The following is a 22185-nucleotide window of genomic DNA, read 5'->3' on the forward strand; positions in this document are numbered from 1 at the left end:
GCACCCGGGATGGACGAATTGTTCTCCGTCTCCCGTCCGCGACGCGAGATCGCGCCGGGCGCCGTGCATGTGCCCGACTGGCTCGACCCGGGCGAACAGCGCGAGCTCGTCGAGCTGTGTCGTGATTGGGCGCGCCCGCCGGCGCCGATGCGGCACACCCGGCTTCCGGGTGGCGGACGGATGTCGGTGAGCACGGTGTGCCTCGGATGGCACTGGTCGCCGTACCGCTACACCCGCACCGCGGTCGATGTCGACGACGCTCCCGTTCCGCCGCTTCCCGACCGGCTCGTCGAACTCGGGCGGCGTGCCGTCGCCGATGCCTACGACGATCCGGCGGCCGGGGGCGGGTACGAGCCCGATACCGCTCTGATCAATTTCTACGACCGCGACGCGCGGATGGGCATGCATCAGGACAAGGACGAGCGGGTGAGCGCGCCGATCGTGTCGCTCAGTCTCGGGGATGCCTGCTTGTTCCGGTTCGGCAACACCGAGTCGCGCGGCCGGCCGTACACCGACGTGCGTCTCGAGTCCGGCGATCTGTTCGTCTTCGGCGGTCCGTCGCGGTTCGCCTATCACGGGGTGCCGGTCGTGTATCCGGACACCGGCAGTTCCCGCTGCGGACTCACCGCGGGGCGCCTCAACATCACCCTGCGGAGTACCGGACTTGCTTGATCGAACCGCTCGAAAATTCCGAACGTTCGGTCTGTGACTTTGTAACCAACTACACTCGGAGTAGCGTTTCGCCGGCGAGAAATACGTCAAATCGGACGATATTCTCGTGCGGTAGTCATCGGTGTCGGGGTCGATCACAGGAGACTGCCATGCCCGACTTCGCTTGTCGTCGTGTCCTGGCGATCATCGCAGGACTCGCCCTCGGCCTGACCGGACCCGTCGTCGCCGCCGCCACTGACGGCACCGCGTCCACCGCCGGCGCGGAGACCTTCCGTCCGTGCCCGGAGCGGTTCGTCATCGCGGTCGACGGAACCCGCAACATCGACACCCCGGATTCGATCGATCCCGATTCACCCCTCGCGAAGATCTCGGCGCGGTACGCGGCACCCGGCACGGTGGTCGAGCACATCCGCTATCCCGCCGTCGTGGTTCCGGTGCCGGAGTCCGGGTCGAGCGAGGGATCGGGGCGACTCGCGTACGACGAGTCCAAGAGGATCGGGCATCAGCGCCTGCGCGAGACGATCACCGTCCGGCACGGTTCGTGCCCCGACAGCGAGCTCGTCGTCCTCGGTTACTCGCAGGGCGCGTCGATCGCCGGCGACGTCCTCGCCGAGATCGCGGCCGACGGTTCGGTGCCGCCGGAGCGGATCAGCGGTGTGCTGTACTCCGACCCGCGTGACACCCGGGGAGTCGAAACGCTGTTCCCGGGCGAGGTCGTCCCGGGCATCACGCTCGGTGGCGGTCGCGACGACTTCGGCACGATCGCCGTCGAACGGATCTGCATCGAGGGCGACGCGGTCTGCGACGGCGTGACACCGGAGGAGAGCGAAGGGTGGTTGGGCGAGAACGTCACCGGCTACCTGAGGCTGCACACGACCTATCCCGACTACGACCCGTGAGGATCGTCGCACCCGGGAGAACCCGGGCCGGGATATACCGGTTCGGTATCGTCGGTTCATGAGCGTCGAGTCCCCGGCCACCCACCTTCCTGCTTCCGGTGATGATCCTCTCGCGCTGGAGCGGCAGGTGTGTTTCGCTCTCGCCGTGGCGAACCGCGCCGTGCTCGCGGTCTATCGACCGATCCTCGACAGGCTGGGACTGACCCACCCGCAGTACCTGGTGATGCTCGCCCTGTGGGAACGCTCGCCGCTGACGAGCAAGGAAGTGGGGCAGTTACTCCAGCTCGACTCCCCCACGCTGTCTCCCCTGCTCAAGCGACTCGAGGCGCTGGGCCTGATCACCCGCGCGCGCAGCGCGGCCGACGAACGGCAACTCGTCCTCGAGCTCACCGACGCCGGCCGGGCGCTGCGTGCCGAGGCCGAGTCGGTGCCGGGACAGGTCGTCGATGCCCTCGGTGTCGGGCTCGACGAACTCCAGGACCTGCACGCCGCGCTCGTGCGCGTCAACGCGGCGGCGTTGAAGGCCGGAGCACTCTGACAGCTCGGTAGCTGCCGCAACCCCGACGGCTCGCGGCAGCACTGTCCGACCGTCTTCTATCGATACGCATCGGCACGGTGCGAAATCGCGGTGACCTCGACCGTGCGGTTCGCATCATCGATCAGATACAGGACGCGATATTCACCTCGCCGGGCGCTGTACGCCGGCGCAAGAGGCGGATTCAACGGCTTCCCCACCCGCTTCGGATTCTCGAGAAGGGGTCCTGTGACGAACTCGTATACCGCAGTTGCTACCTTCTCCGGCAACGACCTCGCCATGGCGCGTGCAGCCGACCTCGCCATCACCAGCCGATACGGGTGGTCCGGAGTGCTCATTCCTCGGACGACCGAGCATCACGCATCAGCTGCGTCAATTCCTGTACATCGACGACGTCTCCCGACTCGACCTCCGTTCGGCCCTCGACGTGCGCCCGCAGCAGATCCGTATCCGACAACACCGCGATCGTCTCCTGCATCGCGTCGTAATCGTCGGCACCGAGAAGCACCGCGGCGCGGTGCCCGTTGCGGGTGATCTCGAATCGCTCGTGTGTGCGCTCGGCCTCATCGACCAGTCGTGACAATTGCGCCCGCGCGTCGGCAACAGGAAGAGTCGTCATGTACATGATTCTAGCGAATTACTATGAGAAGTCTCAGGTCATTCCGTTCGCGCCGGTTCCGACACCGGCTTTCGACGGGAGGCCACGAACGCCAGGACGAGGCCGAAGGCCGCCCAGCACAGCAGGACGATCGTAGGTAAACCCGCGCCGGCGCCGTCGTGATCCGGCCGGACGGTCGGTGACCCGGGGCGCCGCACGCGCGAACGCCCCGGGACCGGCTCAGTGCGGGAGTTCGAGCGTCGTCGGCACCAGCGGAACCGAGGCCTCGCCGGTGTAGACGAGGAAGGTGAACGACTCCTGGAAGTACAGGTTCACCGTCTCTGCGTCGTGCGAGAGGTAGCCGATCGACAGATCCTGGCCGACCTGCAGGTCGTAGTCGCCGCCGCGCGTGGTCAGCACGAACGCGCCGTCGATCGCCGGGGCCCAGATGAGGTCGCCGTCGATGAGGCGGCGCAGTTGTTCGCGGATCGGGTAGCCGTGATCGGACGTCTCGCTGACCTTGGTGTACTCGTCGGCGCCGAGCAGGATCGAGTACGGGCCACCCACACCCGCCAGTCGCAGCTGCGACAGCGCCTGGCTGATGATCTCCGGGAAGTCGCGGGGATCCTCGGGCAGCTGCAGGGACGGGTTCGACGACGACGCCCGGATGCCCTCGATACCCGCGGCCGCGTAGCCTTCGAAGATCGCGCGATCCTCGGCGAAGGCGATCTGGCGGGCCGCTTCCTTGACGGGGTCGAGGTCGATGTCGCGGGAACCGCGCTCGACGCTGTCGATCTCCTCGCGCGACAGCGTGAACGGCACCCGCAGTTCGACGACCGGCGCGACGCGGTGCTGACGCGCCCGCACTCCGGCGGCCGGGGGTTCGATCTCGCGGGTGCGGCCGAGACCCACCGCCGCGAAGTCGGTGCCGTGCGGTCCGGAGAAGTCGACGACGGTGCGCCCGGCGACGTGTCGCTTGAAGGTGCGTGCGGCCTCCTCCTCGATCTCGGTCCATGCTGCCTCGGAAATCGGGGCGAGGTCGCGATACAGATTGTTCACAGGGTCGAACTCCTTCGCAGAGCGCCAACTCCGAGTGATCCGTCGGCAGGCCGGCCGGCGGTCGAGGCACTCGGATCTTCGTGGGAGGGAATTTCCGCCGGTGACGGCGGAAGATTTTCGAGGAACTCCAGCGAGGGGCAGAAGAACAGCGATCCCGTCACCGCGGTGGAGAAGTCCAGGATGCGGTCGGTGTTGCCGGGCGGGCTGCCCAGGAACATGTTGCGCAGCATCTGCTCGGTCACCTCCGGGGTGGCCGAGTAACCGATGAAGTAGGTGCCGAACTCGTCGGCGCCGAAGCTGCCGAACGGCATGTTCGCGCGCACGATCTGCTGCTCGACCCCGTTCTCGTCGACGATCACGTTCAGTGCGACATGCGAATTCGCGGGTTTGGTCTCGTCGTCGAGCTCGATGTCGTCGAGCTTGGTCCGGCCGATCGCCCGCTCCTGCTCCTCGACGGTCAACGAGTTCCACGACGCGAGGTCGTGCAGGTATTTCTGGACGACGACGTAGCTACCGCCGGCGAAGTCCGGATCCTCGTCGGAGACCAGGGCCGCCTCGACGGCCTCGTCGTCCTCGGGGTTCTCGGTTCCGTCGACGAAGCCGAGCAGGTCGCGGCGTTCGAAATAGCGGAAGCCGTGCGTCTCGTCGACGACCCGAGCCGCACCGCGCAGCCTATCGTTGATCTTCGCGGCGAGTTCGAAGCACAGGTCCATCGTCGACGCGCGGAGGTGGAACAACAGGTCGCCGGGGGTCGAGGGGGCCTGGTGCCGACCGCCGTCGAGCGGGACGAACGGATGCAGTCCGGCGGGCCGGGGGCCGTCGAACAGCCGGTCCCACATATCCGAGCCGATGCCGGTGACGACCGACAGGCCGCCCTCCGGGATGCGGAAACCGACCGAGCGGCGCAGGCCCGAGAGATCTTCGAGCAGATCCCGCACGGTGTCCTCTGCGCCCTCGTCGACGGTGACGACGAGGAAGATCGCCGCTTCGGTGAGCGGGGTCAGTATCGGTTGTGCACGAACCACTCCGACAACGCTAGTGCACCCCGCACGAAACAGGCGTTCGCGGCACGCCGACGTTCGTCACTGCACAACTGCAGCGTCAAGGCACCATCCAGCCCAGCACCGAGGTGGACTGCAGCCACACGAGGACGGCGAGCACCGCGAGACCGGCGATGCTCAGCGGCCAGATCCGGCGCATGAGCAGCCCGTCCTTGCCGGACAGTCCCTTCACCGACGACACCAGCGCGAGGTTCTGCAGTGCGATCGGGGTGCCGGTGGTGCCGCCGGCCATGTTCCCGGCGACCAGCACGGTCGGGTCGAGTCCCGACTGCTGGGCCGCGGCGACCTGCAGGCTGCCGAACATCGCGTTGGAGGCGGTGTTCGAGCCGGTGACCACGACGCCGAGCCAGCCGAGCACCGGCGACAACAGCGCGAACGCCACGCCCGCACCGGCGAGGAAACCGCCGATCGTGGCGGTCTGCCCGGACAGGTTCATCACGTACGCGAGGGCGAGGACCGCCGTCACCGTCGCGAACGACCACCGCAACTGCACGACCGCCGCGACGAAGCATCGCACCGCGTCGGCCACCGCGACCTTCAGCACCGGTATCGACAGCAGCGCGGCGACGAAGACGAGGCTGCCCGGGGCAGTGAGCAGATCGATGGTGAAGGTCTCCGCGGTGGGAACGTCCCCGTCGGCCGTAGTCACGTCCACACCCGGCCAGGGGAACGACAGGCTCGCGTTCGACAACAGCGACGCCACCGGACCGAACCGGCTGACGAGGAAGACGACCACGATCAGGGCGTAGGGGGCGAACGCCTCGACGACGCGTCGACGCGAGTCGTGGATCCGGTCGGATGCGGCCCGGCGGGCCTCCCGATGCATGGGGTGCACCTTCACCGCGACCAGCAGCACGAGCAGACCGGCCACGGCACCGGCGATGTTGCTCAGCCCCACGGCGAGATAGCTCGCGCACACGAACTGGGCGGCGCCGAAGGCAAGTCCGACGACGAGCGCGACCGGCCACGTCTCGCGAACTCCGCGCCATCCGCCGACCACCGCGACCAGCACGAGCGGAACGAACACCGCGAGCAGGCAGACCTGACGCGCGACGACCGGTCCGATCTCGTCGATCGGGATCTCCGAGACGCGCGACATCGTCAGGATCGGTGTGCCCATGACGCCGAGCGGGGTGACGACGGAGTTGGCGAGCAGCGACGCCGCGGCCGCACGCACCGGCGGCAGACCGGCACCGATGAGCACGACGGTCGCGACGACGATGGGGGTGCCGAAACCGGCGACCGCCTCGAGCAGCGCGCCGAACAGGAAGGCGATGACGATGGTGAGGATCCGCGGATCCGGGGATATTCGCCCGAAGGCGCGGGTGAGGACGTCGAAGTGCCCGGATTCGACGGTGAGCCGGTACACCCAGACGGCGTTGACCACCGTCCACATGATCGGGAAGAGACCGAAGACCGCACCTTCGACACCGGCACTGAGCGCGGACCCGACCGGCATGCCGTAGACGGCGGTGCCCACGATCAGGGCCACGACCACCGCGATTCCCGCGGCCGAATGCGACCGCAGTCGGAAGACGGCGAGCAGGACGAGCATGGTCAGCAGCGGGAGTACCGCCACCAGTGCCGACCACGCGAGCGACCCGCCGACCGGCGCGATCGGCTGAACGTATGCACCTGTCACTGCATCACGACCGGTGTGTCTGCACGGCGGTGCGGATGGTGGCGGCCGTGCCGTCGAGCACGGTCCGGTTCGGTGTCCGCCAATCGGCTCGGATCCCGAAGCCGTCCCCGGCGCTGCGCGGCACGAGGTGCAGGTGCACGTGGAAGACCTCCTGGCCGGCGGCGACGCCGTCGGCGAGGAACATGTTCACGCCCTCGATCGGGAGTCCGGACGCGCGCATCGCCGTGGCGATCCGTTGCCCGGCGGCGAACACCTTCGCTCCGTCGTCGGGATCGAGCTGTGCCAGTCCGGAGGCGTGCCGCTTCGGAATCACGAGCAGATGCCCGGGAGTGAACGGGCGGATGTCCATGAACGCGAGCACGTCGGGTTCGTCGAGCACGACGCTGGCCGGCGACTGCCCGGCCACGATGGCGCAGAAGATGCAGTCCGTCACTGTGGCGTGGACTCCTCCGCACGTGCGGGTCCGCGGGCGGTTTCGAGCAGGCGTAGCAGTTCGCCCTGCACCGTAGGACGGGCGCGCACCGGGTCGTCGCTGTGCGCGAGACACAGCATCGCTTCCTCGACGGCCGCGACGAGCAGGTGCGCGAGCACCGACGTCCGCGTGGGCGACGCCTCGTAGGTCTCGGGATCGAGGGTGACGAGCATGCGCTCGATGGCCTTCAGCGAGGAGTGCCGGTGGGTCTCGCGGACCTCGGCCCAGCCGAGGACCGCAGGGGCTTCGATGAGCAGCAGCCGGCGGGTCGCGGGGTCGTAGACCGCGTCGAGCGAGGCGAGCACGGCCTGGGTGAAGCCCTCCCAGGCGTCCTCGACCGGTTCGGCCGGGACCAGGGAGCTCTCCGCTTCCGACTGGAGTCGTTCGATGACACCGCGGAACAGATCCCGCTTGTCGGCGAAGTGGTGGTAGAGCGCACCGCGCGTCACCCCCGCCACCGAGACGATCTCCTCCGTGGCCGCCGCCGCGTATCCGTCGCGCAGGAACACCTCGCGCGCTGCATCGAGCAGCGCGGTGCGTGTTCGCGCTGCGTCACGCAACCGACCCGTATTTCCCGGTTTCACCGACACTTCGTTCTCTCCTGCTGATACCGCCACCCCCATCGGACACTCCCCCCGGCAGTCGGTTCCCGTGATTCCTGTCGAATCGGCTTCCTACAGAATCGGCGCCGGCGTGTACTTCGCTGCTTCCGGATACTGCGTCACGAGGTCCTGCACCGCCGCGACGACCGCTTCGACCTGCGCGACCGCAGCTCCGGCGAAGACCTCCCGGTCGGCCAGTGCCGCGTCGAGCGCGGCGCGGTCGAGCGGCAGCCGGTCGTCGGCGGCGAGACGGTCGAGCAGATCGGGTTCGCGACCCTCCTCGCGCATCGCGAGTGCGACGGAGACCGCATGCTCCTTGATGACCTCGTGTGCGGTCTCGCGACCCACCCCGGCCCGGACCGCGGCCATGAGGACCTTGGTCGTCGCGAGGAACGGCAGGTACCGCACGAGTTCCTTCTCGATCACCGCCGGGTAGGCACCGAACTCGGCGAGGACCGTCAGGAAGGTCTCCATCTGGCCGTCGATCGCGAAGAAGGCGTCGGGAAGGGCCACACGGCGGACGACGGAGCAGAAGACGTCGCCCTCGTTCCACTGCGCGCCGGCGAGCTCGGCGGCCATGGAGGCATAGCCGCGCAGGACGACCTGCAGGCCGTCGACGCGCTCGCACGAGCGGGTGTTCATCTTGTGCGGCATCGCGGACGACCCCACCTGGCCGGGCTGGAAGCCCTCGGTGACGAGTTCGTGGCCGGCCATGAGCCTGATGGTGTGGGCGAACGACGCGGGACCGGCGCCGACCTGCACGAGCGCGGAGAGCACGTCGTGGTCGAGCGAACGCGGATAGACCTGGCCGACGCTCGTGAAGACGTTCGCGAAGCCGAGATGCTGCGCGACCTTCTGCTCGAGCTGCGCGAGCTTGGCGGAATCACCGCCGAGCAGGTCGAGCATGTCCTGTGCGGTGCCCATCGGGCCCTTGATCCCGCGCAGGGGGTAGCGGGCCATCAGTTCCCGGACGCGCTGCAGCGCGATGAGCAGTTCGTCGGCGGCCGACGCGAAACGCTTGCCGAGGGTGGTGGCCTGCGCCGCGACGTTGTGCGAGCGACCGGCCATGACGAGCGAGGCGTACTCGGTGGCGCGCTCGGCGAGGCGTGCGGCCACGGCGACACCGTGGGAGTGGACGTGCTCGAGCGACCGCAGGATCTGCAGTTGCTCGACGTTCTCGGTGAGGTCGCGGCTTGTCATGCCCTTGTGGACGTGCTCGTGACCGGCGAGGGCGTTGAACTCCTCGATGCGGGCCTTGACGTCGTGGCGGGTGACGCGCTCGCGCTGGGCGATGGACTCGAGGTCGACCTGCTCGATCACGCGTTCGTAGTCGGCGATCGCCTCGGCGGGAACGTCGATCCCGAGTTCGGCCTGCGCCCGCAGCACCGCGAGCCACAGCTGCCGCTCGAGCACGATCTTGTACTCGGGCGACCACAGGTCCCGGAGTTCGGGGCTGGCGTAGCGGGTGGCGAGGACGTTGGGGATGTGGCTCACACAAGTGAGTTTACGGTCCGGGTCTGCTCCCGTATTCCCCGACCTCAATCCTCGACCGGGGGCGCGACGGTCTCGACGACGTCGAGCAGGATGCCGCGCGCGAGCGAGCGCGGGTCGGGATCGAGCTCGCCCAGTCCGCCGAGGACCGCGCCGTCCACGACCGCCACGAGCCGGCGCACCTCGCGGGGCCGCACCGATCGGCAGCAGCGTTCGAGCAGGTCGGTGAGCAGGTGGTCGATCTGCTCGCGCATGCGGACCTGCACGTCACGCAGTTCCGGATAGCGGGCTGTCGCGACGCACCGCTCGTACCGGGAGATCAGGCGTTCGCGGTCGATGCCGCCGTCGCAGTCCCGCGGTCCGATGAGCAGTTCGACGATGAGATCGGCCGTGCCCTCGAGACTGCGCGGGAGCGGCTCGATGTCGCGGACGCGCTCCCGCATCGCGTCGAGTTCCCGCTCGCTGTTGTAGTCGACCGCGCATGCGACGAGGTCGTCGAGCGATTCGAAGTAGTAGGTGGTCGATGCGAGCGGCAGGCCCGCGCGGGTGGCGACGGCCCGGTGGCGGACGGCGTCGATCCCCCCTTCGAGGATGAGGTCGGCCGCTGCCTCGACCAGCGCCTGACGGCGCCGTTCGCCCTTCGGAGTCGCAGCAATCGACACCTTCTCATGGTGACAGTCCCGACCGTCTCACCAGGGGAAAACGGAAGTGGAGACCAACCGGTACCATTGCGCCCGCCCGCGCGTGTCGAGTCCTCGGCGAGCGCAGCCCCGCGAGTAGATCATCGAACGATCGGAGCCGTACCGGATGAGACGTCGACGCTTTCTGCAGGCATCGCTTCTCGGGGCCGCCCTGGCGGGTGCCGGCGCCGCGGCGCCGGGCATGTCCGGTATCGGCCTCCCGCGTGCGGACGCGCTGCCCGTCGGGGTCGACGAGTACCGCCGACTCGTGCCCGAACTGTTCGTTCCGCCGCCCGCCCCGCCGGAGCATTCCGAGGTCGTCGTGGTGGGCTCCGGTTTCGGTGCGAGCGTCGCCGCGCTGCGCCTGGCCGAGGCCGGGAACCGGGTCACGATGCTCGAGCGCGGCATGCGCTGGCCCCGCGACCCGCACCGCGAGATCTTCACGACCGACCTGCTCGCCGATGGTCGCGGCTACCACCACCGCACCCATTTCACCGGACCGACGGGCATCCCGGTGGTGTGCGACGACTTCGCCGGTGTCCTCGATGTGGTCGACTACCCGAACATGTCGGTGTGGCGCGGCGCGGCGGTGGGTGGCGGATCGATCGTGTTCACCGGAGTGATGATCGCTCCCGAACGGCACCTCTTCGAGCACGTCTTCGGCGGCCGTCTGTCCTACGACGAGATGACCTCCACCTGGTACCCGAAGGTGCGCTCGATGCTGCGCCTCGACCCGATGCCCGACGACATCTACAACGCCGCCGAGTTCACGCACTCGCGGCGATGGGACGACGACGCGCGCGCCGCCGGTTACAGCCCGCACCGCATCGACGGCATCTGGGATTGGGACGTCGTGCGCGCCGAACTCGCCGGCTCGGTCCGCCGATCGGCCGTCGCGGGCGAGAGCAATCTCGGCAACTCGAACGGCGCGAAGTTCGATCTCACGCAGAACTACATCCCGGCGGCAGAGGCGACCGGGCGCACCCTGGTGTGCCACGGTCACCGGGTGCTTGCGATCGGTCAGAACGGCGACGGCCGCTACCGGCTCGACGTGCAGGCCGTCGACCCGACGGGGGTGGTGCTGCGCACTACCACGATCACGTGCGACCGCCTCGTCCTCGGCGCCGGATCGATCGGCACGACCGAACTGCTCGTCAAGGCGCGGCACACCGGTTCGCTGCCGAACCTCGACGAGCGCGTGGGCCGGGGCTGGGGCACCAACGGCGACGCGGTGCTCGTCCGCTCGTTCGCGCTCACCGAGGGTTTCGGCGGCGACCAGGGCGCGCCGTCGGCGTCGCGGATCGTCGACGAGTCCGGTCTGCCGCTGAGCCTCGAGAATTGGTTCGTCGCGGGCACCGCGAAGGACGTCGGGATGCTCGCCTCCCTCGGCATGACCCTCGACCCCACCCGTGCCGACTTCGCGTACGACCCGGGTGCCGATCGGGCGGTTTTGAACTGGCCGACCGGTGGCGAACGCGAGAGCGTCGACGCCCTGCGGGCCGTGCACAACGCGATGGCGCAGGCCGGTGGCACGATCCCGGGCGCATCGCCGATGGCCGAGGACGTCAACGCGACCTTCACTGCGCATCCACTCGGTGGTGCGGTGCTCGGCGAGGCGACCGACGGTTACGGCCGCGTGCACGGCCATCCCGGTCTCTACGTCGTCGACGGCGCGCTGATCCCGGGCAGCACCGGCACCGCGAACCCGTCGCTGACCATCGCGGCGCTGGCCGAACGGAACATCGCGCGGATCATCGCCGACGGGCGGTGACCCGGCCGCGGCGGTCCGGCACGGCGTTCAGGAGACGGGCAGCCAGGCCGCGAGCCGGTCGAGCGCCGCGGTGACGTCGGCAGTCGATCCCGCGAACGACAGCCGCACGGTCTCGCCGCCGCGCACGGTGTCGAAGTCGACGCCCGGTGCGAGCGCGAGCCCGGTGTCGTGGAGCAGCCGCGCGCACCACGCCGTCGAGTTCTCGCCGTCGAGCAGATGGCCGATGTCGGCATAGACGTAGAAGGCGCCGTCTGCCGGTGCGAGTTTCGTGATGCCGAGATCCGGCAGCCCTTCGAGCAGCAGTTCCCGGTTCACCGCGTAGCGGGAGACGTGCCCGTCGAGTTCGGTGCGGGCCTCGGTCCCGAACGCCTCGACCGCCGCGAACTGCGAGACCGACGGCGGGCACACCGTCATGTTCGACGCGAGTCGCTGCAGAGCCGGACGCATCGTCTCGGGCGCGAGCATCCAGCCGAGCCGCCAACCGGTCATCGAGAAGTACTTCGACACCGAGCCGATCACCACCGAGTCGCGCGAGGTCGCCCACGCCGTCGAGGTCGCCGGTGATCCGGTGCCCTCACCGGTCTCGGACCGGACGGTGCCGAACTCGATGCCGTGGTAGATCTCGTCGGAGATGAGCAGGCTGCCGTGCTCGTCGCACCAGCGCGCGAGCGCCGCGAGCTCGGACGGTTCGATCATCGTGCCGGTCGGGTTGGCGGGGCTGGCGACGACGATTCCCGCAGGCGGAGCGTCGAGTTCCTCGAGCATCGCGACGGTGGGCTGGTAGCGGGTCTGCGGACCGCAGTCGAGTTCGACGACGCGGCAGCCGAGCGCGGCGAGGGTGTTGCGGTAGGCCGGGTAGCCGGGGCGGGCGACGACCACGGTGTCGCCGACGTCGAAGGCCGCGAGGAACACCAGGGTGAAGGCGCCGGACGAGCCGGTGGTGACGACGACGTCGTCCGCGTCGACGTCGATGCCGTACTTGTGGCGGTGGTACGCCGCGATCTCCTCGCGCAGCGGCAGGATGCCGAAGGTCTCCGTGTAACCCAGCAGTTCCGCATCGATCGCCAGGTTGGCGGCCCGGAGCACGGGAGCGGGTGCGGGGGTCGACGGTTGTCCGGCGGCGAGACTCAGGACGTCGCCGTGGCTGCGCTGCCGCTCGGCGGCCGCCTTCCACACATCCATGACATGGAACGTCTCGATACCGGAGCGTTGGGATTCGGGGCGCACGTCGACGACGGTAGTACGCCCGCGTCGTTCGTCAGAGCCGGACGCGCTGAAGTCGGGTGAGGGCACCCCACGCGATCGGATAGTCCTGACGATCGACGACCTTCACCTGCGTGGCCTCCGCGTCGGGTTCGGGCGTCGGTTGCGGCACGACCGGCAACAGCAGATGCGAGTCGAACTGTCCGCCGGCGTGCACGATGTGGAAGCCCTTGTTGATGGTGCGATCGTGCCCGACGCGTGGGTTCTCGTCGAGGTCGTGGCCGGCGATGACGAGCACGAGGCTCGATCCGGCTTCGAAGAAGGTGCTGTGCGGCATGATCTCGATGTCGACGGGCACGATCTGGTCGGGCAGCAACGGCCAGTACTTCGTCTGGTCGTGGACGGGCCGGTAGGCGGTGGAGGCCTCCGGGTCCAGCGCCCGCCGCGAGACCCGCATCCACCCGTGGGCTACGAATCCCTTCTCGTAGCCGCCGTGGCCTTCGAACCACACGTCGCGGCCGTGCTCGTCGCGCTTGGCGAGCCCGACGAACAGGTCCATGTCGTTGGCGTCCTTCGCCTGCACCCACAGACGCAGCGCCGCGTGCCCGGTGATCTCGGTGTCCTCGTCGAAGGTGTGGGTGAAGACGAGTTCGTCGCCCGCGACGGGGAAGGTGCGGCGGAACTGGCTGCTCTCGCACGGGGTGGTGCTCAGGTCGGCGTTCGCGTGGTCGAGGTGGAATGCGACGTAACGGGTGTCGGGGACCGGCCACTCGGATTCGAGGCGTTCGGAATAGGTGCGCAGGTCGTGGCGGGTCTCGAGACGGATGCGCGGGGTGTCCTCGAAGCCGTTGTCCTCGTCCTTGAGGAAGCGGTCGAAGAATCGTCGCTGGTAGTCGAGGGCCTCGTTGCCGTAGAAGGTCTGCCACATCTTCCGGCCGTGGGTGTAGAGCCACTTGTGCTCCGACGCGATGCGGCGGTAACCCTCGACCGACCCGCGGGCGCGTGGGCCCTGATCGGACCACGAGACGCCGACGAGCGCGGGCACGGTGACGTCCTCGAGCCGGGGCGGCGGGGCGAGGTGACGGAAGAAGTCGGGGAAACGGCGCCGCAACCACGGGGTGAACCGCCGGAGGGAGGCGGCGCCGCAGCGGGCCCCGGTGTTCATCGCGCTGTACCAGAACTCGCTGTAGCGGGTCTCGGGGATGCCGCCCTGGGTGAGGATGTCGCGGCAGGGATCGCTCACACCTTCCCAGGGTGCGATGGCCGCGAGACAGGGCGGGTTGAGCGCGGCAGTGTACCACTGCAGTGTGGCGAGATAGTCGGCGCCGGCGAGGCCGACGCGGCCGTTGCTCCACTCCTGACCACCGGCCCATTCCACGACGGACGCGCAGTCGAGCGCGGCCCGGCCGAGCAGCAGGCGGGGACGGCCGCCGCTAGCGTGATGACCGCGCATGTCCGCGACGACGAGGACGTAGCCGCGAGGAACCCAGTAGGCGGGGTCCGGTGCTTCGAAGGAGGTGCAGTCACTGATCTCGAGATCGCCGATGTGGTTGCCGGATTCGGCGAGGTCGTCGAAGTCGACGGGATACCGGTCGACGCCGGCGTCCTTGCCGTAGGGGGTGACGGCGACCAGCACGGGGCAGCGGTCGTGCTCACCGGAGTCGGCAGGACGGTAGACGTCGGCTCTCAGTACGGTGCCGTCGCCCGTGCGGATGGGCACGTCGCGCTCGACGAGGACGTCGTCCGGCAACCCGTGGACGACGACGTGGTGGTGCCGTAGCGGTGTCGGGTCCGGCGTCGGCGTTCGTCTTCGAGAAACCATGCAGTCACCCCTGGCGGCATCGAAATGCACCGAGTGTGCAACATACACCCGGTAGGTGCAAGGGTGAAGGACGAGAGTGAAAGGCTAGACCGAGATCCGGCCCTCGACGGCCGCCAGACCGATGTCGCGGCGGAAGTGACCGCCCGGCAGCTTGACGTCGGCGAGCCGATCATAAGCGGCCTCGCGCGCGGACGCGAGATCGGCACCCACACCGATCACGTTGAGCACGCGCCCACCTGCGGAGACCAGCGCGCCGTCCTCGCGACGCTTCGTGCCGGCGTGCAGCACCGTGTCGCCCTCGGCGCCGGTGATCACATCGCCGGTGCGCGGGGTGGACGGGTAGTACTCGGCGGCGAGCACCACGGTCACCGCGGCGCCGTCCTTCCAGCGCAGCGGCGGGAGCTCGGCGAGCGTGCCGGCGGCGACCGCCTTCAGGGCCTCGCCCAGCGGGGACTCGAGCAGAGCGAGCACGGCCTGGGTCTCCGGGTCGCCGAAACGGCAGTTGAACTCGACCACGGCCGGGCCCTCGGCGCCCATCGCCAGACCCGCGTAGAGCAGTCCGGAGAAACCGCATCCGCGGCGCACCATCTCGGCCGCGACGGGCTCCACGACCTCGGAGACGATCCGCTCGACGCTACCCTCGGGCAACCACGGCAGCGGCGTGTAGGCACCCATGCCACCGGTGTTGGGGCCGGTGTCGTCCTCGCCGACGCGCTTGTGGTCCTGCGCCGGGAGCAGCGGCACGACCGTCTCGCCGTCGACGAGGCAGAACAGCGAGACTTCGGGGCCGTCGAGGAAGGACTCCAGCAGGACGGGGTGCCCGTTCTCGAGGATCTCGGCGGCGTGGTCGCGGGCGGCGGCGCGATCGGTGGTGACGACGACGCCCTTACCGGCAGCGAGACCGTCGTCCTTGACCACCCAGGTCGGTCCGAACCGGTCGAGCGCCTCGTCGAGGGTCGCGGGTGTGTCGACGACCTCGCTGTGGGCGGTGCGCACACCGGCGGCGGCCATGACGTCCTTCGCGAACGCCTTCGATCCCTCGATGCGTGCGGCGGCGGCGGACGGTCCGAAGCAGGGGATGCCCGCGGCGCGGACGGCATCGGCGACCCCGAGGACGAGCGGAACCTCGGGACCTATGACGACGAGGTCGGCCTTCTGCGCGGTGGCGAGGGCGACGACGTTGTCGGCGGAGGCCGCATCGACGGGGAACAGCTCGGCGACGTTCGCGATACCGGGGTTGCCCGGCGCGGCCAGCACGGCGGTCACGCCGGGGTCGCGGGACAGGGCGAGAGCAAGAGCATGTTCACGGGCACCGGAGCCGATAACGAGTACGCGCACGCAGGACAGACTACGGGACCGGTCTCCACACGAGATCGGCGCGGGAACGCGTGCGCTGAACGGCTTCCGCATTGGGCAGATCGACGGTCCGCACCCATTCGCGTGCGCCGTCCTCGTCCCGTCCGTGGTGGCGGTGCCGGCGCACGAGACGTCGCGTGAGCGTGCGGCGGGGTGCGTCGATGTAGATGACGAGGTCGAGCAGCGGGCGGATGTGTTCCCATCCCCCGGTCTCGAACATCAGGTAGTTGCCCTCGGTGACGATCACCCGGGCATCGGCCGGCACAGCGTGCACCGCCGCGATCGGTTCGTCGAGCGGCCGGGAGAAATCCGGGGCGTAGATCGTCTCGTCGCGGCACTGCCGCACCCGGCTCAGCATGTCGCGGAAGCCGGCCACGTCGAAGGTGTCGGGCGCCCCCTTCCGGTCCCGCGCGCCGAAGGTGTCGAGCTGCCGGTTGGACAGGTGGTAGCCGTCCATCGGCACCTGTCCGGTGGAGACCCCCGCGCATCGGAGGGCGTAGACGAGCAGCGCCGTGGCGCGACTCTTCCCGGCACCCGGCGGCCCGCACAGACCGACGACCGTGCGCCGATCCGCGGGAAGCCCGACGAGGACGTGTGTGACGAGTTCGTCCACGAGCACGCGCAGCGGCGCCTCCCGCACGCTCCCGTCACCTCCCATGAGCCCGACGATACGACCGCTCGCGACGTCGGAGTCGCCGTGAGCTCTCGACACGCCCACCCGGCCGGTCTATCGTTATTTCGTAAGTTCGAAATTCCGAACTAACGACCCCGACACGGACGGATATCGCCATGCCGAACAGGATCGGAACCACCCTCGCCGCGACGAGCGTCGTGATCGCACTCGCCGGATGCGGACAGACCGACCCCTCGGAGCCCGACGTCGCCGCATCTTCCGGTGCCGGAGCCTCCGCGCCGACCGGTGAATGCGTGCCCACCCCCGCCGCCGACGTGACCACCGCCGAAGGCTGGATCGGCTACCTCGCCGAGAACTCCGACACGGTCGCCATCGCGGTCGACGACGGCAACGGCGGGACCTTCGAACAACGACCCGAGGAGCGGCAACCGCTCGCGTCGGCAGTGAAGGTCGTGCATCTCGCCGCCTATGCCCGCGCCGTCGCAGCCGGCGAACTCTCCCCCGACGAACGCGTACCGCTCGCCGACTGGGAACGCTGGCATCTCCCCGGCACCGACGGCGGCGCACACCCCCGGGCTCTCGAACGCCTCGGCGTGAACGACCCGGAGGACACCGTCACCCTCGACGAGATGGTGTCGGCGATGATCCAGGAGAGCGACAACGCCGTCCCCGACTACCTGCGCGACCGGCTCGGCGACGACGCCCTGCGCGAGGCCGCTGCCCAGGGCGGCTGGGACGACTTCACGCCACCGACGATGCTCGGCAACACGCTCGCACTGCTCGACCCGACACTCGACGACTCGTCGGCGGTCCGGGACGCCGCGCGCCGCTATGCCTCCGACCCGGCCTACCGCACCGAAGTGGCGCAGAACCCGGTGCCGGAGGATCTGTTCGCCCGGGTCGACCGCGTCCAGCGCTTCGACAACACCGGATCGGCCGCCGAACTCACCGCCCTGCATCGCGCGATCGCCGACGGCTCGTTCGGTGCCGGCGGCGACCTCGCGCGCACCCACCTCGAATGGCAACCGTCCCCGCTTCCGGGATTCGAGGGAATCGGTTTCAAGGGCGGCAGCCTGCCCGGCGTCCTCACCGACGCGATCACCTTCCGCCGCGACGACGGCACGATCGCGACCACGGTGATGCTCGCGTCCGGCATGTCGGACAGCGACTACGCGGGAGCCCTCGAATCGTTCGCCCACCAGGAGATGCTCGCCGCGGCAGCGAACGATCCCGATTTCCTCGAGCGGATACGCTGCGCGATGTGAGCGACGGCGACGTGAACGACGAGTACGAGGCCCGGCTCGCGGATCTCGAACGCCGTGTGCGGATCCTCGAGGGCGACGCGACCCGCCCGGGCGCCGGGGACGGTCCCGGTGGTGCCGGTCCCGTGGCGGCGGGCACCGGGTTCGTGACCTACGGGGGCGCGGTCTCCCTGCACGGGAACGTCCGCTGGAACATCGAGTACGACGCGGGTGCATCCCTCGCGCTCGATCCGGTTCCCGTCGCCGCCGTCCTCGACGCGCTGGGCAACCCCGCGCGACTGGCGATCGTGCGGACCCTGCTGCGCGGTCCCGCCACCGCCACCGAACTCCAGGAGGCCACCGACCTCACGTCGACCGGCCGGCTCTACCACCATCTCCGGGCACTGTCGGCTGCGCGCGTGGTCGAGCAGGAGAGCCGCAACCGCTACCGGATCGCACCGGAGAAGGTCGTGCCGCTGCTCGTCCTCACCGTCGCCGCGGCCGATGTCGGGGAACAGCTCCGGTGAACCAGGTGTCCCTTATCCTCCCGGTATGACTTCCGTGTTCAGCAAGATCATCGCCGGTGAACTGCCGGGCCGCTTCGTCTGGCAGGACGACGACGTCGTCTCCTTCCTGACCATCAACCCCTTCACCGAGGGGCACGTGCTGGTCGTGCCGCGGCAGGAGGTCGACCACTGGCAGAGCGTGGACGACGACCTGTGGGCGAAGGTGAACGACGTCGCCCGCATCCTCGGCCGCGCCGTCACCGCCGCCTTCGACGCCCCGCGCGCCGGCCTGATGATCGCCGGCCTGGAGGTCCCCCACCTGCATCTGCACGTCTTCCCCGCCTACTCCCTCGGCGACTTCGACTTCGCGACGGCCGAGAAGGATCCGTCGCCCGAATCGCTCGACCGCGCGCATCGGAAGATCAAGGACGCGCTGCGCGAACAGGGTCACGGCGAGCACGTCCCGGACTGATCTCCGCTCGACGGGATATCGGCGGAACAATTCCGACCGGTATCCCGTTGAGTTCCTCGTGTCTTCTACTCCACCGAGTTCCCCAGCCCCGGCCGGTACGGCCGAGCCGCAGGCCGCTGCCGCACCGCGCGCCGGTCTGCTGATCGCCGTTCTCGTCGGGGCCGCATTCGTCGTCATCCTCAACGAGACGATCATGAGCGTCGCGTTGCCGAAGCTGATGGTCGAGTTCGACGTCGGCGCGGCCACCGCCCAATGGCTCACCACGGCGTTCATGCTGACCATGGCCGTCGTCATCCCGATCACGGGTTACCTGCTCACCCGGCTGTCGCTGCGCACGGTCTTCGCGATCGCGATGGGCAGCTTCCTGCTCGGCACCCTGATCGCCGCGAGCGCCCCGATCTTCCCGGTCCTCGTGCTGGGTCGTGTCGTCCAGGCCGTGGGCACCGCGGTGATGTTGCCGCTGCTGTTCACGACGGTGCTCAATCTGGTTCCCGCCGATCGTCGCGGTCGCACGATGGGCGTGATCTCGATCGTCATCGCGGTCGCTCCCGCGGTCGGCCCGACCATCGGTGGCGTCGTGCTCGACCAGCTGAGCTGGCGGTGGATGTTCTGGCTGGTGCTGCCGATCGCGGTCGTCGCGACGGCGCTCGGCCTGAGCTGGATCCGCAGCGTCACCGAACCGGTCGCGGTTCCGCTCGACGCTCCGTCGGTGGTGTTGTCGGCCCTCGGGTTCAGCGGTCTCGTCTTCGGTCTGAGCAGTCTCGGTGAGGCCGCCGAGGGCGATCCGCTCATGCCGCCGTGGCTGCCGCTGGTCGTCGGCATCGCGTCCTTGACGGTCTTCGTCCTGCGTCAGATCCGCCTCGGCGACGGCGCGCTGCTGGACATGCGCGCGTTCCGTACCCCGGCGTTCTCCCTCGCGGTCGCACTCGTGTCCGTGAGCATGATGTCGCTGTTCGGCACCCTCATCCTGCTGCCGATCTACCTGCAGAACGTGCTGGGTCAGTCGACGCTGACCACCGGCCTGATGCTGCTGCCCGGTGGTCTGGTCATGGGTCTGCTCGGCTACATCGTCGGACGCCTGTTCGACCGGTTCGGTCCGCGGCCGCTCGTCGCACCGGGCGCGATCATCGCCTGCGTCGCGATGTGGGGCATGACGACCTTCGACGCGACCACCGCGATCGGCACGGTCATCGCCTGGCACGTGCTGCTCAACATCGGCCTCGCGTTGATGTTCTCGCCGCTGCTGACCTCGGCACTCGGGGCGCTGCCGCGACGGCTGTACTCCCACGGCAGTGCCATCGTCAGCACGATGCAGCAGGTCGCCGGCGCGGCCGGTACGGCGCTGTTCATCACGGTGCTGACCCGCACGACCGTCGCGGGCGCCGAGAGCGCCGAGAGCGCCGGCGATCCCGCCGGTGCCCTCGCGGACGGTGTCCACGGCGCCTTCACATGGGGCGCGGTGATCGCGGTGATCGCCGTCGTCGGCTCGCTGTTCGTCCGGCGGGCCCCGGAGCCCGAGGCGGATGCGGTGGAGGTGTCGGTCCCCGAGACCGCCGGAACGCACTAGCCGGTAGCACTCACCGGCCCGGCACTCACGCGCCGGTCGTCACGACTTCCCTGTTCGACGGGAAGCGTGGCGGCCGGCGCGTTGCTGTCCGCACACGGTTCGTGGAGGAAGGCGTCCAGTTCGACCCACGAGGTGTCGCGTGCGGCGCTGCCGGACGGATGCTGGATCTCGCGTTCGATCGCGGTGAGGCGGTAGGCCGTGCGGACGATGGGTGCGGGCACCCCGCCGAAGACGGCGTCGAGCAGGCCGAGTGCGGGCTCGGCGACGAACAACGACCACGCGTTCCGCGGGGCCTTCCCGACCACGTCCGTGATCCCCATGTATGAGCTCGGAGAACCTGTCCGACGGCAGTGCTATCAAGTGATGCATGACGTGTTCACAGTGCAACCACGATCTCGACCACTGCCACGGCACTCTCGTGCTCCACGCCGATACTCGGGTCGACTGCACCGAACCCGACTGCGTCGACTTCGAGATCGTGCGGCACACCCTCGTTCTCGACTGCATCGAACTGGACGGCGGATGTTCGTGCACGGTGATTGCGCAGGAATCGCAGCTACTGCGCGTGTCCTGAGCAATTTGCCAATACTCGCCCGGAATTCCTAACCTCGACGGAGGTGGCCGCCGGTCGGCCTCCCGGACGAGCGCACCGTACCCGGCCAGCGACAAGACGGTGCAGGAGCGTTGTACGTCATGGCCTGGATCGTTCTCGTCCTCTCCGGTGTGCTCGAAGCCGTGTGGGCTACAGCCCTCGGCAGATCTGCCGGTTTCAGCCGGCTCACCCCGACACTGGTGTTCGTCGTCGCCCTCGTCCTGAGCATGGCCGGGCTCGCGTATGCCCTGCGCACCCTGCCGGTCGGGACGTCCTACGCGATCTGGGTGGGTATCGGCGCCGCTCTCACGGTCGGATATGCGATGGTCACCGGCACCGAGACCGCCTCGCTGCTGAAGCTCGCACTGATCGCGGGCATCGTGCTGTGCGTGGTCGGTCTCAAACTCGTGCACTGACGTTCTCGGGCCTCACGTTCTCGGACTGACGTTCTCGAGCACTGACCGTTACAGTCGGTTCCATGAACCTCGGGTCCGTACTCGTGATGCCGGTGCGTGTGGGTCTGACCGCCGCAGAGGTCGCCCTGAGCGTCGCCGAGACGGTCGTCGGCACCGTGCGGGTCGCGGTGTCGCCCACCACCTACTCCGCGCTCGGCGCGGTCGGCCTGCCCGACACCCGCAGTTCGGTGGGTCTGCTGCAGCAGATCTCGAAGCTCACGTCGGAGGACCGTGGACTCGGTCACGCGTTGCGTCCCGGCGGTCCCCTCGACCGGCTGCTCGCGCCGGGCGGTCCCGTGGATCGGCTCACCGAGCCGGGTGGCCTGCTCGATCGGTTGCTCGAACCGGGCGGACCCGTCGACCGGCTCACCGCACCGGGTGGTCCCCTCGACCGGATCCTCGCCGACGACGGTGCCCTCGACCGTCTCGTGTCGGAAGGGGGTCTGCTCGATCGCCTCACCGCGCACGACGGCCCGCTCGAACGGCTGCTCGCCCAGGACGGCGCGGTGGAACGGCTCACCGCGCCGGGCGGCATCGTCGATGTGGCGATCCGGCCCGGTGGGGTCGTCGAGCGGGCCCTCGCCCAGGGCGGCGTCCTCGACGTCCTGCTCTCCGAACGGGGCGCCCTCGAACGACTGCTCGCCGAGGGCGGTCCGCTCGATCAGATCGTCTCGCTCTCGGAGACCCTCGCGCATCTCACGCCCGGCATCTCGCAGATGAACGCGAGCATCGACATGTTGCAGGAAACGGTCGAGCTGCTGCGCGGGGCCGTCGGTCCGCTCGGCGACCTCGCCGGCCGGCTTCCCGGGCGCTGGTTGCGCAGCGGCAAGGGCGAGCTGCTTCCGCCGCCCTGAC

At 69.2% G+C, this 22185-nt stretch carries 25 protein-coding genes and 1 riboswitch; of the genes, 11 read left to right on the forward strand and 14 right to left on the reverse strand.

Features of this window, described 5'->3' with window-relative positions; all coding sequences use genetic code 11:
- Positions 1-9: 9 nt before the first annotated feature.
- The 3 genes from A5767_RS17695 to A5767_RS17705 all read left to right on the forward strand — a co-directional run bounded on the left by A5767_RS17695 (position 10) and on the right by A5767_RS17705 (position 2109).
- Complete coding sequence (locus tag A5767_RS17695; RefSeq protein ID WP_064852812.1) at positions 10-672, forward strand: alpha-ketoglutarate-dependent dioxygenase AlkB family protein; 663 nt, start codon at positions 10-12, stop codon at positions 670-672.
- A gap of 149 nt (positions 673-821) precedes the next feature.
- Complete coding sequence (locus A5767_RS17700) at positions 822-1571, forward strand: cutinase family protein (protein ID WP_024102983.1); 750 nt, start codon at positions 822-824, stop codon at positions 1569-1571.
- A 58-nt stretch (positions 1572-1629) separates the two neighbouring features.
- Complete coding sequence (locus A5767_RS17705) at positions 1630-2109, forward strand: MarR family winged helix-turn-helix transcriptional regulator (RefSeq protein WP_006551854.1); 480 nt, start codon at positions 1630-1632, stop codon at positions 2107-2109.
- Between the two features lie 56 nt (positions 2110-2165).
- Here the strand turns inward: A5767_RS17705 and A5767_RS17710 are convergent, their stop codons facing one another.
- The 9 genes from A5767_RS17710 to A5767_RS17750 all read right to left on the reverse strand — a co-directional run bounded on the left by A5767_RS17710 (position 2166) and on the right by A5767_RS17750 (position 9693).
- Positions 2166-2444, reverse strand: coding sequence for a type II toxin-antitoxin system RelE family toxin (locus tag A5767_RS17710; protein ID WP_024102981.1), 279 nt, complete (start codon positions 2442-2444; stop codon positions 2166-2168).
- Positions 2441-2731 carry a type II toxin-antitoxin system Phd/YefM family antitoxin gene (locus tag A5767_RS17715; protein WP_006551856.1) on the reverse strand — a complete coding sequence of 97 codons (291 nt, stop codon included), beginning with the start codon at positions 2729-2731 and terminating at the stop codon, positions 2441-2443. The genes A5767_RS17710 and A5767_RS17715 overlap by 4 nt, the downstream gene beginning before the upstream one ends.
- 213 nt (positions 2732-2944) lie before the next feature.
- Entirely contained in the window at positions 2945-3763 is an 819-nt protein-coding gene (locus A5767_RS17720) for a family 1 encapsulin nanocompartment shell protein (protein WP_006551857.1), read from the reverse strand.
- Complete coding sequence (locus A5767_RS17725; RefSeq protein ID WP_064852813.1) at positions 3760-4788, reverse strand: Dyp-type peroxidase; 1029 nt, start codon at positions 4786-4788, stop codon at positions 3760-3762. Before A5767_RS17725 ends, A5767_RS17720 begins: the two co-directional genes overlap by 4 nt.
- 76 nt (positions 4789-4864) lie before the next feature.
- Positions 4865-6466: an L-lactate permease gene (locus tag A5767_RS17730; RefSeq protein WP_039585873.1), complete on the reverse strand. Its 1602-nt coding sequence runs from the start codon at positions 6464-6466 to the stop codon at positions 4865-4867.
- Positions 6467-6470: 4 nt separating this feature from the next.
- The gene (locus A5767_RS17735) at positions 6471-6899 is read right to left on the reverse strand and encodes an HIT family protein (RefSeq protein ID WP_024102975.1); all 429 of its coding nucleotides are present in this window, start codon (positions 6897-6899) and stop codon (positions 6471-6473) included.
- The gene (locus A5767_RS17740; protein ID WP_033096851.1) at positions 6896-7498 is read right to left on the reverse strand and encodes a TetR/AcrR family transcriptional regulator; all 603 of its coding nucleotides are present in this window, start codon (positions 7496-7498) and stop codon (positions 6896-6898) included. Before A5767_RS17740 ends, A5767_RS17735 begins: the two co-directional genes overlap by 4 nt.
- Before the next feature lie 114 nt (positions 7499-7612).
- On the reverse strand, positions 7613-9034 hold the full coding sequence (gene purB, locus A5767_RS17745) for an adenylosuccinate lyase (RefSeq protein WP_006551863.1): 1422 nt from the start codon (positions 9032-9034) through the stop codon (positions 7613-7615).
- Positions 9035-9078: 44 nt separating this feature from the next.
- Entirely contained in the window at positions 9079-9693 is a 615-nt protein-coding gene (locus A5767_RS17750) for a TetR/AcrR family transcriptional regulator (protein ID WP_006551864.1), read from the reverse strand.
- Between the two features lie 145 nt (positions 9694-9838).
- On the opposite strand from A5767_RS17750, the gene A5767_RS17755 reads away from it, so the two are divergent.
- Positions 9839-11482, forward strand: coding sequence for a GMC oxidoreductase (locus A5767_RS17755; protein WP_006551865.1), 1644 nt, complete (start codon positions 9839-9841; stop codon positions 11480-11482).
- A 27-nt stretch (positions 11483-11509) separates the two neighbouring features.
- On the opposite strand, the gene A5767_RS17760 is transcribed toward A5767_RS17755, so the two are convergent.
- The 4 genes from A5767_RS17760 to A5767_RS17775 form a co-directional block, all read right to left on the reverse strand.
- Positions 11510-12709, reverse strand: coding sequence for a pyridoxal phosphate-dependent aminotransferase (locus A5767_RS17760; RefSeq protein WP_019290068.1), 1200 nt, complete (start codon positions 12707-12709; stop codon positions 11510-11512).
- A 31-nt stretch (positions 12710-12740) separates the two neighbouring features.
- On the reverse strand, positions 12741-14507 hold the full coding sequence (locus A5767_RS17765) for a CocE/NonD family hydrolase (protein WP_231913211.1): 1767 nt from the start codon (positions 14505-14507) through the stop codon (positions 12741-12743).
- Positions 14508-14591: 84 nt separating this feature from the next.
- On the reverse strand, positions 14592-15845 hold the full coding sequence (gene purD / locus A5767_RS17770; RefSeq protein WP_006551868.1) for a phosphoribosylamine--glycine ligase: 1254 nt from the start codon (positions 15843-15845) through the stop codon (positions 14592-14594).
- Between the two features lie 10 nt (positions 15846-15855).
- On the reverse strand, positions 15856-16521 hold the full coding sequence (locus A5767_RS17775; RefSeq protein ID WP_064852834.1) for a nucleoside/nucleotide kinase family protein: 666 nt from the start codon (positions 16519-16521) through the stop codon (positions 15856-15858).
- 131 nt (positions 16522-16652) lie between these two features.
- Here A5767_RS17775 and A5767_RS17780 point away from each other — a divergent pair, with 131 nt between their 5' ends.
- From A5767_RS17780 to A5767_RS17795, 4 genes are read left to right on the forward strand one after another with little or no spacing between them, the layout of a single operon-like run.
- Complete coding sequence (locus tag A5767_RS17780) at positions 16653-17762, forward strand: serine hydrolase (RefSeq protein WP_064852814.1); 1110 nt, start codon at positions 16653-16655, stop codon at positions 17760-17762.
- Complete coding sequence (locus A5767_RS17785; protein ID WP_231913212.1) at positions 17759-18265, forward strand: ArsR/SmtB family transcription factor; 507 nt, start codon at positions 17759-17761, stop codon at positions 18263-18265. The genes A5767_RS17780 and A5767_RS17785 overlap by 4 nt, the downstream gene beginning before the upstream one ends.
- A 25-nt stretch (positions 18266-18290) precedes the next feature.
- Positions 18291-18716, forward strand: a complete 426-nt coding sequence (locus tag A5767_RS17790; protein ID WP_006551872.1) for an HIT family protein — start codon at positions 18291-18293, stop codon at positions 18714-18716.
- A 58-nt stretch (positions 18717-18774) separates the two neighbouring features.
- Positions 18775-20283, forward strand: coding sequence for an MDR family MFS transporter (locus A5767_RS17795; RefSeq protein WP_064852815.1), 1509 nt, complete (start codon positions 18775-18777; stop codon positions 20281-20283).
- Here A5767_RS17795 and A5767_RS17800 read toward each other — a convergent pair.
- The gene (locus A5767_RS17800; RefSeq protein WP_064852816.1) at positions 20280-20603 is read right to left on the reverse strand and encodes a hypothetical protein; all 324 of its coding nucleotides are present in this window, start codon (positions 20601-20603) and stop codon (positions 20280-20282) included. The two genes, A5767_RS17795 and A5767_RS17800, sit on opposite strands and share 4 nt — an antisense overlap.
- A gap of 47 nt (positions 20604-20650) precedes the next feature.
- Between A5767_RS17800 and A5767_RS17805 the strand changes: the two genes are divergently transcribed.
- From A5767_RS17805 to A5767_RS17815, 3 genes are all read left to right on the forward strand, one after another.
- Positions 20651-20857, forward strand: a complete 207-nt coding sequence (locus tag A5767_RS17805) for a hypothetical protein (protein ID WP_006551874.1) — start codon at positions 20651-20653, stop codon at positions 20855-20857.
- A 40-nt stretch (positions 20858-20897) separates the two neighbouring features.
- Positions 20898-20963: riboswitch (guanidine-III (ykkC-III) riboswitch) on the forward strand.
- Between the two features lie 13 nt (positions 20964-20976).
- Complete coding sequence (locus A5767_RS17810) at positions 20977-21291, forward strand: DMT family transporter (protein WP_006551875.1); 315 nt, start codon at positions 20977-20979, stop codon at positions 21289-21291.
- A 62-nt stretch (positions 21292-21353) separates the two neighbouring features.
- The gene (locus A5767_RS17815) at positions 21354-22184 is read left to right on the forward strand and encodes a hypothetical protein (protein WP_019290078.1); all 831 of its coding nucleotides are present in this window, start codon (positions 21354-21356) and stop codon (positions 22182-22184) included.
- Position 22185: the final 1 nt, after the last annotated feature.

Source organism: Rhodococcus sp. 852002-51564_SCH6189132-a, assembly GCF_001665495.1.
GTDB classification, from domain to species: Bacteria; Actinomycetota; Actinomycetes; order Mycobacteriales; family Mycobacteriaceae; genus Rhodococcus; species Rhodococcus pyridinivorans.

Excerpts from the sequence above, each read along its gene's own strand:
- A5767_RS17700 (WP_024102983.1), top strand. The coding sequence starts at position 822 with ATGCCCGACTTCGCTTGTCGTCGTGTCCTGGCGATCATCGCAGGACTC.
- A5767_RS17805 (WP_006551874.1), top strand. The coding sequence starts at position 20,651 with ATGACGTGTTCACAGTGCAACCACGATCTCGACCACTGCCACGGCACT.
- A5767_RS17810 (WP_006551875.1), top strand. The coding sequence starts at position 20,977 with ATGGCCTGGATCGTTCTCGTCCTCTCCGGTGTGCTCGAAGCCGTGTGG.
- A5767_RS17775 (WP_064852834.1), bottom strand. The coding sequence starts at position 16,521 with ATGGGAGGTGACGGGAGCGTGCGGGAGGCGCCGCTGCGCGTGCTCGTG.
- A5767_RS17710 (WP_024102981.1), bottom strand. The coding sequence starts at position 2,444 with ATGAGCACTCCGGACCACCCGTATCGGCTGGTGATGGCGAGGTCGGCT.
- A5767_RS17715 (WP_006551856.1), bottom strand. The coding sequence starts at position 2,731 with ATGTACATGACGACTCTTCCTGTTGCCGACGCGCGGGCGCAATTGTCA.
- A5767_RS17695 (WP_064852812.1), top strand. The coding sequence starts at position 10 with ATGGACGAATTGTTCTCCGTCTCCCGTCCGCGACGCGAGATCGCGCCG.
- A5767_RS17800 (WP_064852816.1), bottom strand. The coding sequence starts at position 20,603 with ATGGGGATCACGGACGTGGTCGGGAAGGCCCCGCGGAACGCGTGGTCG.
- A5767_RS17780 (WP_064852814.1), top strand. The coding sequence starts at position 16,653 with ATGCCGAACAGGATCGGAACCACCCTCGCCGCGACGAGCGTCGTGATC.
- A5767_RS17790 (WP_006551872.1), top strand. The coding sequence starts at position 18,291 with ATGACTTCCGTGTTCAGCAAGATCATCGCCGGTGAACTGCCGGGCCGC.
- A5767_RS17765 (WP_231913211.1), bottom strand. The coding sequence starts at position 14,507 with ATGGTTTCTCGAAGACGAACGCCGACGCCGGACCCGACACCGCTACGG.
- A5767_RS17705 (WP_006551854.1), top strand. The coding sequence starts at position 1,630 with ATGAGCGTCGAGTCCCCGGCCACCCACCTTCCTGCTTCCGGTGATGAT.
- A5767_RS17815 (WP_019290078.1), top strand. The coding sequence starts at position 21,354 with ATGAACCTCGGGTCCGTACTCGTGATGCCGGTGCGTGTGGGTCTGACC.
- A5767_RS17755 (WP_006551865.1), top strand. The coding sequence starts at position 9,839 with ATGAGACGTCGACGCTTTCTGCAGGCATCGCTTCTCGGGGCCGCCCTG.